Source organism: Prevotella sp. C0026C3 (genome assembly GCF_056590795.1).
This window is the reverse complement of sequence record NZ_JBWPWW010000004.1, coordinates 118,383-132,535: the sequence shown is the minus strand read 5'-3', so window position 1 is coordinate 132,535 and position 14,153 is coordinate 118,383. Positions and strand designations below refer to the sequence as shown.

At 46.6% G+C, this 14,153-nt stretch carries 11 protein-coding genes; 10 read left to right on the top strand and 1 reads right to left on the bottom strand.

Going from position 1 to position 14,153, the window contains the following annotated elements:
* The first annotated feature begins 91 nt into the window (after nucleotides 1–91).
* From AC1EK4_RS03925 to AC1EK4_RS03880, 10 genes are all read left to right on the top strand, one after another.
* Complete coding sequence (locus AC1EK4_RS03925; protein WP_036896234.1) at nucleotides 92–1,018, top strand: rhomboid family intramembrane serine protease; 927 nt, start codon at nucleotides 92–94, stop codon at nucleotides 1,016–1,018.
* Nucleotides 1,019–1,028: 10 nt separating this feature from the next.
* Complete coding sequence (locus AC1EK4_RS03920) at nucleotides 1,029–2,111, top strand: endonuclease/exonuclease/phosphatase family protein (protein ID WP_480357132.1); 1,083 nt, start codon at nucleotides 1,029–1,031, stop codon at nucleotides 2,109–2,111.
* Between the two features lie 29 nt (nucleotides 2,112–2,140).
* Nucleotides 2,141–3,388: a M16 family metallopeptidase gene (locus tag AC1EK4_RS03915; protein WP_480357087.1), complete on the top strand. Its 1,248-nt coding sequence runs from the start codon at nucleotides 2,141–2,143 to the stop codon at nucleotides 3,386–3,388.
* Nucleotides 3,389–3,588: 200 nt separating this feature from the next.
* On the top strand, nucleotides 3,589–4,821 hold the full coding sequence (locus AC1EK4_RS03910; RefSeq protein ID WP_036896237.1) for a nucleoside recognition domain-containing protein: 1,233 nt from the start codon (nucleotides 3,589–3,591) through the stop codon (nucleotides 4,819–4,821).
* Between the two features lie 5 nt (nucleotides 4,822–4,826).
* Nucleotides 4,827–5,207 carry a four helix bundle protein gene (locus tag AC1EK4_RS03905; protein WP_480357085.1) on the top strand — a complete coding sequence of 127 codons (381 nt, stop codon included), beginning with the start codon at nucleotides 4,827–4,829 and terminating at the stop codon, nucleotides 5,205–5,207.
* Nucleotides 5,208–5,375: a four helix bundle suffix domain-containing protein gene (locus AC1EK4_RS03900; RefSeq protein WP_369796367.1), complete on the top strand. Its 168-nt coding sequence runs from the start codon at nucleotides 5,208–5,210 to the stop codon at nucleotides 5,373–5,375. It begins immediately after the preceding gene.
* A gap of 117 nt (nucleotides 5,376–5,492) precedes the next feature.
* On the top strand, nucleotides 5,493–6,959 hold the full coding sequence (locus AC1EK4_RS03895; RefSeq protein ID WP_036896238.1) for a lipopolysaccharide biosynthesis protein: 1,467 nt from the start codon (nucleotides 5,493–5,495) through the stop codon (nucleotides 6,957–6,959).
* A gap of 6 nt (nucleotides 6,960–6,965) precedes the next feature.
* Nucleotides 6,966–9,077: a S46 family peptidase gene (locus AC1EK4_RS03890; RefSeq protein WP_036896239.1), complete on the top strand. Its 2,112-nt coding sequence runs from the start codon at nucleotides 6,966–6,968 to the stop codon at nucleotides 9,075–9,077.
* 11 nt (nucleotides 9,078–9,088) lie between these two features.
* Nucleotides 9,089–10,261: an MFS transporter gene (locus AC1EK4_RS03885; RefSeq protein ID WP_036896240.1), complete on the top strand. Its 1,173-nt coding sequence runs from the start codon at nucleotides 9,089–9,091 to the stop codon at nucleotides 10,259–10,261.
* An 11-nt stretch (nucleotides 10,262–10,272) separates the two neighbouring features.
* The gene (locus tag AC1EK4_RS03880) at nucleotides 10,273–13,083 is read left to right on the top strand and encodes a glycoside hydrolase family 2 TIM barrel-domain containing protein (RefSeq protein ID WP_480357082.1); all 2,811 of its coding nucleotides are present in this window, start codon (nucleotides 10,273–10,275) and stop codon (nucleotides 13,081–13,083) included.
* 222 nt (nucleotides 13,084–13,305) lie between these two features.
* Here the strand turns inward: AC1EK4_RS03880 and AC1EK4_RS03875 are convergent, their stop codons facing one another.
* Nucleotides 13,306–13,731, bottom strand: coding sequence for a Fur family transcriptional regulator (locus tag AC1EK4_RS03875; RefSeq protein WP_480357081.1), 426 nt, complete (start codon nucleotides 13,729–13,731; stop codon nucleotides 13,306–13,308).
* Between the last annotated feature and the right edge of the window lie 422 nt (nucleotides 13,732–14,153).

Sequence of the window (14,153 nt, the reverse complement as noted above, 5' to 3'; positions counted from 1 at the left end):
AAACTCTTAACTCTTCCTAAGCGATTTGTTGATTCCACTGTTTTTTCGTACTTTTGCGATATTATATATCTTAAAAGAATAGGAGATTACAATGCGCAATATACCGGTTATGACGAAGAATTTGCTCATCATCAATGTGCTGGCTTTTATCTGTATGCTGGTTCTTTCGATGACGGGCATCGACTTAAACGACATCTTCGGACTTCACTTTTTCCTCGCTCCCGACTTCCAAATCTATCAGTTAGTCACCTATATGTTCATGCATGGTGGCTGGATGCACCTCTTTTTTAATATGTTTGCGCTGTGGATGTTCGGCGTTGTGGTAGAGAATGTATGGGGACCTCGCAAGTTCTTATTTTACTATTTATCGTGTGGTGTTGGTGCCGGACTGTTCCAAGAGTTGGTTCAGTTGGTATCATTCTATATGACAATACATGGACAGAACCCCGAAATAGGCCTCTCGCAATTAGGAGCTGTGGCCACACAAGTGGGTGCGGCGCTCAATATGTGGACCACTGTGGGTGCATCGGGTGCTATCTATGCCATCCTGTTGGCGTTCGGAATGATATTTCCCGAAGAGCGTATCTTCATCTTCCCTCTGCCGATTCCCATCAAAGCCAAATGGTTTGTACTGTTCTATGCAGGTATTGAAGTGTTCTCGTTATTAGGCACTACCAATGATAATGTGGCTCATTTGGCTCATTTAGGTGGTATGGTGTTCGGATATTTCATGATTCGCTACTGGCGCAATCATCCCACACAAGGCTATGGCCGTTCGCAGGGAGCACAGTTTTTCGATTCATTACGCAACCGATGGGAGCAGCGTAGTCATCGTCAAGCCGACACTCGTAGCACGGAAGCACCGCAAGACAAACAAAGCGATTGGGATTATAATGCTCGCAAACATGCAGAGCAGGAAGAGATAGACCGCATACTAGACAAGATTCGCAGGAGTGGATACGATAGCTTGACGGCCGAAGAGAAGCGTAGACTCTTTGAAAGTAGCAATCGTAATTAGTGGCTCTTCGATGATTAAAGTACTCAAAGAAATTACTTTTCGTATGGTAGCAGGAGCTAATATTGCTACCATTATCGTGATGGTGTTGGTGGGATTCTCCGATAGGTTGAACCCTGTCGACCATCCTGCATTGGCTTCTGCCGGACTGGTATTCCCTGTTTTGCTTGTCATCAACTTGGTTTTTACCTTCTTCTGGGTGGTCTTCAGACTGCGCGGAGTGCTGATACCGCTCATCGGATTCCTGCTTTGTTACGTTCCAATCCGTACGTATTGCCCTTTCAATGTACGAGAGACGGCACCCGAAGATGCTATTAAAGTGCTCTCATACAATGTTTGGTTGTTTGCCGGATGGGACACACAGCCCGGTGAGGTAAACCCTATTTTGAAGTATATAGCCAAACAGGATGCCGATATCGTGTGTCTGCAAGAAGCTATGCCTAACGGTATCAGTCGGCAACGGGTCGATGAAATGCTCAATCCTTTGTATCAATATTGTGATACGGCGGTAAAAGGAAGGGGCGGAGACTGCATCGCGCTCTATAGCAAATACCCTATCATCTCGCGCCAACGCATCCATTATGCCTCTCATGGAAATCTTACAATGGCCTATGAACTAAAAATAAAGGACGACACAGTCATTGTTATCAATAATCATTTGGAGACTACCGGACTATCGCTAGAAGATAAATCGAACTTCAAACAGATGGTGAAAGGAGATGTGGAAGCTCGTGAAGCCAAGAAAGAATCGAAGCGATTGATAGACAAACTGGGTGAAGCGGCACGCAAACGTGGGCCACAAGCCGAGGCCGTGGCGCGTTTTATCAGTGAGCATAAAGGTCGAAGCATGATAGTATGTGGTGATTTCAACGATAATCCTATATCATATACACGCCGTACCATAGCCCGTAATCTCACCGATTGTTATGTGGAGAGCGGGCTCGGTCCGGGCATTTCATACCATCATTCCGGCTTCTTTGTACGGATAGACAATATCATGTGTTCGGACGATTGGACACCTTACAACTGTCGGGTGGACAATAGTATTAAAAGCAGTGACCACTATCCCATTTATTGTTGGTTGCGAAAGAAGTAGTGAAAAAATAGATTAGCGCTTGAATACCAATGAAATATAATACGTTTACGCTAGACAATGGTCTGCGTATCATTCACCTACCATCCACTTCACCCGTACTTTATTGCGGTTACCAAATCAATGTGGGGTCGCGAGATGAGGCGCCCGGCGAAGAGGGATTGGCTCATTTCTGTGAGCACGTTACTTTCAAAGGCACGGAGCATCGTCGGGCATGGCATATCATCAACCGGCTGGAGAGTGTTGGCGGCGACTTGAATGCCTTCACCAATAAAGAAGATACCGTCTATTATGCAGCTATCTTGCGCGAACACATGGCCAGAGCAGTTGACTTGTTGACTGACATCGTGTTTCATAGTACATACCCCCAAGCCGAGATAGACAAAGAGGTAGAGGTGATATGCGATGAGATAGAGAGCTACAATGATACACCGTCGGAACTTATCTACGATGATTTTGAGAACGCCATCTTTCGTGGTCACCGTTTAGGACATAATATTCTAGGGACGGCCGAGCGTGTGCGTAGTTTTACAACGGCCGATGCCCTGCGCTTTACCCGAAAATATTACACGCCCGGCAATACCATCTTTTTTGCTTATGGAGACATTGACTTCCGCCGATTGGTGAAGTTGCTCATGCGAACATTTGCCACGGGTGGACACGAGGGTAATGATTTTACGACACAAGATTCCTTACGTCCCGATATGCGGGAGCCATTACCTGTTTATCAAGCCGGTGAGAATATCACCAATCGTGGTACGCATCAGGCACACATCATGATGGGAAATCGGGCTTATGGAGTTGGCGACGACCAGCGTATGGCGCTCTATCTGCTCAATAATATCTTAGGTGGGCCGGGCATGAATGCTCGTTTCAACCTGTCGTTACGCGAGCGTAATGGGCTGGTATATGCTGTGGACAGTAGCATGGTGAGCTATGGCGACACGGGAATATGGGGTGTTTACTTTGGTTGCGACCCTCACGATGTGAAGCGTTGTCGCCGTTTGGTGCGTTCAGAGCTTGACCGCGTGATGCTTACACCACTGTCTGAAGCACAGTTGAGTGCTGCCAAGAAGCAGATAAAAGGACAGATTGGCGTAGCCTGCGATAATCGTGAGAACTTCGCCCTCGACTTTGGTAAGAGCTTTTTGCATTACGGTTGGGAGAAAGATATTACTTCGCTTTATGAGAAGATAGACGCCGTGACTCCGCAACAGGTACAGGCTGTGGCGCAAGATATATTCGATGAAGCCCGTATGACGGTGTTGGGATACAACTAAAGGGCTTAGTTCTTGAGACAAGCAAGCGGAAATTTGAAAGGTAAGCTTTTTATTTCACATTGTCAGTATACGCATCTAACTACTAACTTTTATTTCTTTTTTCCAATTATTATCTATATCTTTGCAGAAATTAGGCTGCATTCGAAAATCCGAGATAGAATCTTGATGGTGTTCGACTGCATGACAATAGCCTCCCGTATATGGTACTGAACTACATTTGGATAGCGTTCTTCCTCATCGCCTTTGTTGTGGCATTGGCGCGATTGATATTTTTAGGCGATATAGCCGTGTTTCCGGAACTCATGAATTCTACGTTCGATTCGTCGAAATCGGCATTTGAAATCTCTATTGGTTTGACGGGAATGTTGGCCTTATGGCTCGGACTGATGAAGATAGCTGAGCGTGCCGGACTCATTAATGTATTGGCTCGAGTACTCTCACCGGTGTTTACGAAGCTCTTTCCCGATATTCCGAAAGGGCATCCAGCCATGGGTAGCATCTTCATGAACATTGCTTCCAACATGTTGGGATTGGACAATGCGGCCACTCCCTTGGGTTTGAAAGCCATGCAAGAATTGCAAACACTAAATCCAAAGAAAGATACTGCCACCAATCCTATGATTATGTTTCTGGTGTTAAACACCAGTGGATTGACTATCATTCCGGTATCTATTCTCTCTTATCGGGCACAACAAGGAGCTGTGCAACCTACCGACGTTTTCCTACCGATACTCATTGCCACCTTTGTGGCAACGCTTGGAGGCGTTATTATTACCTCTATATATCAGAAAATCAATCTCTTCAACCGCACATTACTGCTTACCTTGGGTGGTATCAGTCTGTTTATGGCGAGCGTGGTATGGACATTCAGTCGGATGCCTCCGGCTATGGTGAACACCGTCAGTACCTCGGTGACGGCCGTACTGCTCATGTCTATCATCGTAGGATTTATGATTGCGGGCATGAGAAAGAAGATAAATGTGTATGATGCCTTTGTGGAAGGGGCGAAAGAAGGCTTCACCACAGCCGTCCGCATTATCCCTTATCTCGTTGCTTTCCTTGTTGCTATCGGTGTATTTCGTGCTTCCGGTGCCATGGATGCAGTAGTTGGAAGTGTGAGATGGGGCGTAGATCTGTTGGGATTGAACAGCAATTGGGTGGACGCTTTGCCCACAGCGCTCATGAAACCCCTCTCAGGTTCGGGCTCAAGGGGTATGATGCTTGACACGATGACGCATTTCGGAGCTGACTCTTTCGTTGGGCGACTGAGCTGTATGTTCCAAGGTTCTACCGACACGACGTTCTATATACTGGCTGTTTATTTCGGTAGTGTGAGCATACGTTATACCCGTCATGCTGTAATTTGCGGTTTGATGGCCGACCTTGTGGGCACCATTGCCGCTATCCTTATTGCCGATCTGTTCTTTGGGTAGAGGTTATGGATACACGTAAAAGTAAAATCAGTAGCTATGAGACATTGGCTGTCTACCAAAAAAGCCAGTGTGTATTAGATATAACATTTTACTTTGCCGCCCGATTCTTGGAACGCATACACGACCGTACAGCCGACCAAATGCAGCAAGCAGCACGTTCGGGGAAGCAGAATATCGTAGAGGGATATAGTGATGCAGAGGGTTCTACAACGACAGAGCATAGACTATCGGTGATAGCCAAGGGGAGTCTTGAAGAATTAAAAGGAGATTATCGAGACTATCTGCGACATTATCATCTTGAAATATGGGGCGAGAATCATCCTAAATACAAAATATGTAAGCGCTATTTTGCCAAACATAACGATTCAGCTTGGTATATGAGATAAATCAAAGGACGGTCGGCTGAAGATATTGCTAATATGGCTCTCATTGTTATCTTTCAGACTTTGGCTTTGTTAAGAGGGTTGATTGATTGGCAAAATAAAAAGTTCTTGAATGAAGGAGGAATTAGAGAACAGAGAATGAAGATGAGAAAAGAGAGGAGAGGATATTAGATGGAGTAGTTTAGGTGTAGTAAGTGGGTTAGGTATAATAGGTTAGATATGTAGCGTATCACCAAACCTAACAAACTTAACAAACTTTACCTCACCTAATAAACCTAATTATATAATATGGCAAATTTAAAATCTTTATTGAAAGATACGGCCATTTATGGCTTGAGTAGTATTGCTGCTCGATTCATTAATTACCTATTGGTGCCCATTCAGGTGTATAAATTCAATGCTGCGGGTGGCCAATATGGTATCATTACCAATATCTATGCCTATATAGCATTGCTCATTATCTTGCTTACTTACGGCATGGAGACTACGTTCTTCCGCTTTGCCAACAAGCAAGGAGAGAATGCACAAATGGTCTATTCCACCACACTTCGTATGGTGGGATTTGTGGCTTTGATATTCTCGGTGTTGGTATTGGTATTCTTACACCCCATCTCGGCAGCCATGGGATATGCCGATCATCCCTCGTTTGTGGGTACTATGGCTGTCTGTGTCGCTATTGATGCATGGACGGCCATCATGTTCGACTACCTCAGATACAAACATAGACCTTATAAGTTTGCCCTACTGAAGATAGTCAATATCACCTTAAACATCGTTTTGAACCTGCTGTATTTGGTTATATTGCCTTATTTCAAGCTCAATCTTTTTGGTATTTACGATGCACAATTCACGTTAGATGTGGCTTTTGTGTTCTATATCAATTTGGTATGTACCATCGTTACGCTCCTTATGTTGTGGAAAGAACTGAAGGGAATAACCTTCGGATTCGACATAAACGTATGTAAACGCATGCTCAGCTATACATGGCCGATGTTGATTCTAGGCTTGGCAGGACAGTTAAACCAAAGTGCTTCGCAGATACTTTTCCCTTATTTCTACGATGGTTCGATAGCCGAAGCGCAGGTAGAACTGGGTATTTATGGTGCCAGTATCAAGATTGCGATGATTATGGTGATGATAACCCAAGCCTTCAGATTTGCTTATGAGCCGTTTGTTTTTGGCAAGACGAAAGATAAAGATAATAAGGAGACCTATGCCAAGGTGATGAAGTTCTACATCATCTTTACCTTGCTAGCTTTCTTGATGGTGATGGGTTATATGGATGTATTGCGTCATGTGGTGGCTCACGACTATTGGGATGGGTTGCGGGTGGTACCTATTGTGATGGCAGCTGAAATCATGTTTGGCATCTATTTCAATCTTTCGTTCTGGTATAAGTTGACCGATCGCACCATTTGGGGGGCTTATTTCTCCGGCTTAGGATGCGTGGTACTGATACTGATGGACATACTTCTCATCCCCCACTTTAGTTATATGGCTTGCGCATGGGCCGGTTTTGCTGCCTATGGAGTAAGTATGGTGGTAAGCTATGTGGTGGGACAGCATTATTATCCCATCAATTATCCGATAAAAGAGATACTGATGTATGTGGGACTGACGGCTATTTTGTTTGCCGGAATAGCGTTGACAAACAGTCAATTGGCTACTATCCCCAGCCTTGTCATCAACACATTGCTCATCGGAGTATTCATGTTGGTGGTGTTGAAAAAAGAAAATATCAAACTAAAAAGATAATATATAATGAAGAAAATATCATCTTTGGCAGCTCTGTGTATGTTTGCTACGCTGCCTATGCACGCAGATGAAGGTATGTGGACACTCTATAATCTGCCCAAAGCAGTGTACGAACAGATGCAGGCAGAAGGTTTCCAACTGCCTTACAATAACCTCTATGGTAGTAAAGACGCAATCAAAAACACTGTTGTCAACTTCTCCGGATACTGTTCGGGAGTCGTGGTTTCGCCCGATGGATTGGTATTTACCAACCATCATTGCGGTTTTGAAGCCATCCGTTCGCATTCTACCGTGGAGCATGATTATATGTTGAACGGCTTTGTGGCACAGAGTTATGCCGATGAATTGCCCAATGAAGACATGTTCGTTTCATTCATGAAGAAGCAGGAAGACATCTCCGAACGTGTCAATAAGCTCATTGAAGGCAAGTCGCGCGACCGTCAACGTGCTATCGTTGACTCGCTCCAAAACCAGTTGACCGACTCTATTAAGAAGATAGATAAAACATTGCACATTGATATAGATCCTTTCTATGAGTGCAATCAATGGTATGCCACCACCTATCAAGACTTCACCGACCTACGCTTAGTGTTCGCCGTACCTAAGTCGATGGGTAAGTTTGGTGGTGAAACTGACAACTGGATGTGGCCTCGACAGACCTGCGACTTCTCTGTATTCCGAATCTATGCCGACCCGAAAACGAACGGACCGGCAGCTTACAGTAAAGAGAATGTGCCCTATCATCCGCAACATTGGGCGCCTGTAAGCCTCGAAGGATACAAGGAAGGCGACTATGCCATGACCATGGGATACCCCGGTTCAACCAGTCGTTATCTCTCTTCTTATGGCATACGTGAGCGTCGTGATGCCCTCAATGCGCCTCGCGCACAGGTTCGTGGAGTCAAGCAGGAAGTGATGCAACGTCACATGCGTGCATCAGAAGCGGTACGTATCAAGTACGATTCCAAGTTCGCCCAAAGCGCAAACTACTGGAAGAACTCCATCGGTATGAACAAATGTATCGACTCTATTGGCATCATTGGACAGAAACAAGCCTACGAACAGCGCCTCAGAGCATGGCAAGACTCGACCGGTTATCTGAAAGGTAAGCTCGACTTCGACCTCATGGCTCGCCTATATGCCAAGCGATTTGAAGCTCAAAAGACTTTGATGTACTTCAATGAGACATTCCGTCGCACCAGCGAATTCAATCAACGAGCTTATTATCTAAACAATGCTGAGGTGAAAGGCCCCAAGAATCGCGATAAGAAGCAGTACGTACAGTTCGATGACAACAGCAAGGATTGGGATGCAGCTCTTGATATGGAGGTGATGACAGCGTTGTGGAAGAACTATCGCAGTCATGTCAATAGCAAGTATCTGCCTAAGTTTTATGAGACCATCGACAAGAAATTTGGTGGCGACTATACCCGTTATGTCAATGCACTCTATGACAAATCGCTCGTCATGAAGAGCGGAAAGAAACTCTATGTCAACAGCAAGGCTTATCGCAAAGACCTAGGTGTGAACTATGGTATTGACCTTTTGGAGGTTTCCGGCGACCTTTATGCCGAATTATCTGCCATCAACGACAGCATTTTGGAGCAGGAGAAGTACCTCTGTGCAGCCAAGCTTCGCATGGAAGAAGACCTGCCCCATTACTCCGATGCAAACTTTACGATGCGTCTCAGTTATGGTCAGGTGGGTGGATTCGACCTTGGTGGCAAACCATCGGGCTATTATACCACTGCCGAGAGCATCGTAAAGAAGATGAATCAAGGCGAAGAAATCTTCGATTATAAGGCAGAACCTATCATGAAAGAGCTGCTCTCGGCACGCGACTTCACTCCTTATAGCGACCCGAAGAGCGGTAAATTGCAGCTTTGTTTCCTCACCAACAACGATATTACGGGCGGAAACAGTGGCTCACCCATGTTCGATGGCAAGGGCCGACTCATCGGTTTAGCTTTCGATGGTAACTGGGACAGCCTCTCTAGTGATATTAATTTCGACAAGCGATTGGCTCGTTGTATAGGTGTCGACATCCGTTACGTACTCTATATGATGGATCGTTGGGGACATGCCGACCGCCTCTTGAAAGAGATTGGAGCTAAGTAAATAAGTCTTCATTGATTATACTCGAAGAGAATAAAGGTATTCCACGCGTCATGATGATACTCATGGCCGTCTTGGCAGGGTTCACTGTAGCCAATCTTTACTACAGTCAACCGCTGCTGGAGATGATTCGTCACGATCTTCATACCACCGAAGTCGGGGCCAATCTCATCACGGTCATCACGCAAGTGGGCTATGCTCTAGGTCTCTTATTTGTTATTCCGGCTGCCGACCTCTATAGTCGGCGCCGTATTATCATTGTTTGTATGACGGGCGCTGCACTCATGGCAGCTCTCACAGCGATTGCCACAGACCTCCATATCATTTGGATGGCATCGTTGTTTCTTGGTCTTTGTTCTGTTGTTCCACAACTTTTTATTCCCATAGCCGGTCAGTATTCGCGACCGGAGAATAAAGCTCGCAACATGGGCTACGTGTTGTCGGGTCTCTTGACAGGTATTTTGTCGGCACGTGTGCTGGCCGGTTTCATTGGCGACTGGTTGGGTTGGCGTGCCGTTTACGTCATTGCCACTTGTGTAATGATGCTATGTTGTGCGACAACCTTGCGACTCATGCCACGCATGAGAGCCAATTTTACAGGTAATTATATAAGTCTGATGCGTTCTGTATGGACCATTGTCCGTACCCATCCTCGCATCCGTCTCAACAGCATTCGGGCTGCTTTCGGGTTCGGTAGCATGCTTGCCATTTGGTCGTGCTTAGCCTTTCATATTGCCGGAGCACCTTTCTACGACAGCAGCGACATGGTAGGAGTCCTCGGACTCTGCGGTATTGCCGGTGCCGTGGCGGCTTCGGGCATGGGCAAATGGGTACCCAAATATGGTGTACGCAAGTTTAGTGCTGTTGGCGCCGTGCTTCAAATTGTGGCTTGGATGGTGGTTTATGTGTTCCGAGAGAGTTATGTCGGACTCATCGTCGGCATCATCTTGGTCGATATTGGAGTGCAATGTCAGCAACTCAGCAACCAAAGCAGTTGCATACAAGAGCTACCCGAAGCCAGCAATCGTGTTAATACCATCTTCATGACTACTTATTTTATCGGCGGCAGTTTGGGCACTTTCTGTGCCGGACAGGGTTGGATGGCTGCCGGTTGGCTGGGTGTTTGCCTCGTAGGCGTGGCTTTTGCCTCGGCCTCTTTATTGATAACATCTACTATTAAACAATAAATTGATTTCCCATGAAAAGCTACTTATCTATTCTACTTCTGTTTTTAGGCATTACAACGATGGCGGCCCAAGACCGTATCGACCTCTCCGGCCGGTGGGAGTTGTATCTTGACCGGGAGGGAACGAAAGGAATCCCACTACAGTTCGACGATTATATCATGTTGCCGGGAACCACCGATACCGCCGGTAAAGGTTTGCTGCCGGCATCGAAGACAGAGACGACTCACCTCACCCGACTACATCATTTCAAAGGCAAAGCATGGTATCGCCGTACTATTGAGATTCCGAAATCGTGGCGAGGAAGCAGTCTTTGCCTTTTTATGGAGCGTACCAAGCCCTCTACCCTCTACATAGATGGAAAGCGAGTATGGGCAAAGGAAGACATATCCGTACCGCAACAATATTTTATTTCGGGCGGTCTGACATCCGGTCGGCACACCATAATCCTATGTATCGACAATGCAAGTGGCGTTCCGGAGCAGATTTATGCCAGCAGTCACGCCTATACCGAAGACACGCAGACCAATTGGAACGGAGTCATCGGCCGTTTCTATATAGAGCGAGAAGCCTCGGCCATCATCACCGGTTATCGGTTGATACCGCACGTTGAGCACCGTACGGTCACCGTCAAGGTCTATACCGACGGTCGGCATCCCCGAAATTCGCATCTTTCTATCTCGGCTACGCCACGTACATGGAACGGAAAGATCGTCACACGAGATGTTTTCAATGTGGAAAAATGCGAAGGCGGTTACGTAGAAGTGAGTCTCGACCTCGGCACCGATGCCCGCTTGTGGAGCGAATTTACCCCCGACCTCTACGACATAACGTTCAATCTGAATGGTGTGGAGACCATAATACCCTTTGGTTTGCGCGAATTTACTGCCGATAAGCACCATTTTTATATCAATGGCAAGAAGACTTTTCTACGCGGAAAGCACGATGCTTGCGTGTGGCCGTTGACCGGTCATGTGCCCATGGACATTGGTACGTGGAACAAATACCTCCAAACCCTCAAGTCGTATGGTATCAACCATGTGCGCTTCCACTCGTGGTGTCCTCCCGAAGCAGCCTTTGCTGCGGCCGATGAGCAAGGTATCTACTTGCAACCGGAGTTGCCGTTTTGGGGCGATTTCAATGCCAAGGATTCCACGCTTATGTCGTTTCTGATGACCGAAGGCTTGAATATCGTCCAGCAATACGCCCATCATCCGTCGTTTGTGATGATGGCTTTGGGCAACGAATTATGGGGAAGTATCGACATGATGCACGCTTTCGTAGAGGAATTCCGTCGTATCGACTCCACCAAACTTTATACTTTCGGCTCCAACTACTATCTAGGATATCAAGGTATCAAGCCCGGTATGGACTATTTCACCACCTGTCGCATGGGCGGAGAGACTTGGGGGCAGTTCAATACCCACACGCGTGGCTCGTTCTCTTTTGCCGATGCGTTCGACGGAGGGATGCTTAACCACTGTTATCCCAATACTGTGACGAACTTCGATGAGGCTTGCGACGTTGCCACCGTGCCGATTATCAGTCACGAGACGGGGCAGTTCCAGTCTTATCCCAACTATGCTGAGATTCAAAAATACACCGGTGTGCTCTATCCATATAGCATGGAGGTATTCCGTAAGCGACTTGTCGATGCCGGAATGGCTGCTCAGGCACACGACTTCCATCGTGCTTCGGGACTGTGGGCGGCGCAGTTGTACAAGGCCGACATCGAGATGGACTTGCGAACGCGTAACATGGCGGGATTCCAGTTACTCGATTTGCAAGATTATCCGGGACAGGGAAGTGCCTACGTGGGGCTTCTCGATGCTTTCATGGACAATAAAGGATTTATAATGGAGAAAGAGTGGCGTGGTTTCTGTGCGCCTGTCGTGCCGATGCTAGAGTGGGATTCGTATGTTTACAGCACCGAGGAACGGCCTCATACAGGTGCCGATTGTACATGGAGTGCCGGTATTGCTATTGCCAATTACGGTGGACAATCGCTACGTGGAAAGACTTTGAGATGGCAATTGTTATGGCCCGATGGCCGTATTCACAGCGAAGGCAGACAGACTATAGCCAAAGACAGCCTTGGCCTTTTCCGGCTCGACCCGATAGAAGACGGTATCTGCGACATCCTGCGACCTACCCAAATGCGCGTAAACCTACAGATAGAGGGCACGGAATACGCCAACAGCTATCCCATGTGGGTGTATCCCGGTAGCGAGAAGTCGCTCGACAAGCTCAAGCGAGGCATTCTTATTGCCCACCAAATGACCGATGAGATAGGTAGGAAGCTACAACGTGGGGCGCGTGTATTGCTTATGCCCGACTCGGCTTTGGTTGCGGGTAATACGGTAGGCGGACTCTTTCAGACCGACTATTGGAACTACCGCATGTTCAAAACCATCTGTGAGAACAATAAGAAGAGCACGAGTCCCGGCACGCTCGGCCTGCTCATGAATCCCCGCCATGCCCTCTTTCGCGAGTTCCCCACCGATAGTTGCACGTCGTGGCAGTGGTTTCCCATCGTCAAAGCCTCTCGCCCACTCATCCTCGATCATCTGTCGAAAACCTATCGCCCCCTTATTCAGGTGATAGACAACATCGAACGTAACCATAAACTCGGCCTTGTATTTGAATTCTGTGTGGGTAAAGGCAAGTTGTTGGTGTGTATGGCCGACCTTGATTCTATCTCTCAAACCATTGAAGGTCGCCAGTTCTATCGTTCACTTCTGGGCTATATGCAGAGCAGAGACTTCGTTCCTCAGACGCGTATATGGTACAAGCCCTCACTACGTCGGCACAAGAGCGCAAATTGAAAGAGTTGAATAATATTTCACAGTATTAAATGAGTTGGTGAGTCTTTGAGTTATTTAGTTCTTGAGTTTTTCTGTTTATAAGTTTTTTAGTTGACAAGTGAACAAGTTGACAAGTGAACAAGTTGACGAGTTGACAAAAGATTTGGTGAGTAGTACAGATTGCTATTTGTGGGCAAAATGACTCAAAGACTTACAAACTCACCAACTCAAAAACTTATAAACTCATTTCTTTGCTGCACAATCGGGACAAACACCTTTCAATACATAGTTGATGTTGTTGAGCGAAAACCCGTTGGGCAATGGCACAACAGGTACAGCTATGTGCTTGAGACAGAATGTACGATGGCAGCATTCACAATAGAAATGCGTGTGTTCGTCGTCTACAGAGCAGTCGCATGAGTCGTCGCAGACAGCATATTTCAACATGCCCGATCCGTCGTCAATGGCATGAACGAGCCGATGAAGCAAGAAAAGTGAGAGGGTACGAGAAATTGTCGATTTGTCGACCGTGGGTAACCAATGTTCCAAATCGGGCATAGATACCGCCTCGTCGCCACGACTCATCTCTTTTAGAATGAGCAATCGGATGGCCGTAGGACGTATATCGCGTCGTTCCAACTTATGTATATAGTACTCTTCGTCAGCCATTTTCTTCTCTATAAGGAGCATATTTCTCCCTCCAAACACAAAGATACACAGTTTTTTTGGATTCTTCTGCCTCTTGCGCCGGAAAAGAGATGACGCATGTAAAGTCGCACTTCAACCATTATCTCCCTCGTTTGCTGTCGTACCGGCTGTGCTGACAGCGAATAGTTGGTTGATGCCCGATGGTTCTTTAAAAGGAGAGGGAGAAAGAGATGAACCTTTTTCGTTCCACAACTTAAGAACTAATAAACTCAAAAAACTTACAAACTCACTCAAGAACTCATCAACTTAAAAAATTAACTAGTCTACTTATCAACTTAAACTATTCCCCTCCCCCTTTGGGGAGGGGCAGGCTGGGGCTTCTGCAGCGCCCTCTCAGCATTGCTGCCCCGCCCATTCAGCATTGCTGTTCAGCCTTTGCAGGA

What these genes read in the sequence shown, in the direction of transcription:
- AC1EK4_RS03925 (WP_036896234.1), top strand. Translation starts at nt 92, where the DNA reads ATGCGCAATATACCGGTTATGACGAAGAATTTGCTCATCATCAATGTG.
- AC1EK4_RS03910 (WP_036896237.1), top strand. Translation starts at nt 3,589, where the DNA reads ATGGTACTGAACTACATTTGGATAGCGTTCTTCCTCATCGCCTTTGTT.
- AC1EK4_RS03905 (WP_480357085.1), top strand. Translation starts at nt 4,827, where the DNA reads ATGGATACACGTAAAAGTAAAATCAGTAGCTATGAGACATTGGCTGTC.
- AC1EK4_RS03875 (WP_480357081.1), bottom strand. Translation starts at nt 13,731, where the DNA reads ATGGCTGACGAAGAGTACTATATACATAAGTTGGAACGACGCGATATA.
- AC1EK4_RS03895 (WP_036896238.1), top strand. Translation starts at nt 5,493, where the DNA reads ATGGCAAATTTAAAATCTTTATTGAAAGATACGGCCATTTATGGCTTG.
- AC1EK4_RS03880 (WP_480357082.1), top strand. Translation starts at nt 10,273, where the DNA reads ATGAAAAGCTACTTATCTATTCTACTTCTGTTTTTAGGCATTACAACG.
- AC1EK4_RS03915 (WP_480357087.1), top strand. Translation starts at nt 2,141, where the DNA reads ATGAAATATAATACGTTTACGCTAGACAATGGTCTGCGTATCATTCAC.
- AC1EK4_RS03920 (WP_480357132.1), top strand. Translation starts at nt 1,029, where the DNA reads ATGATTAAAGTACTCAAAGAAATTACTTTTCGTATGGTAGCAGGAGCT.
- AC1EK4_RS03890 (WP_036896239.1), top strand. Translation starts at nt 6,966, where the DNA reads ATGAAGAAAATATCATCTTTGGCAGCTCTGTGTATGTTTGCTACGCTG.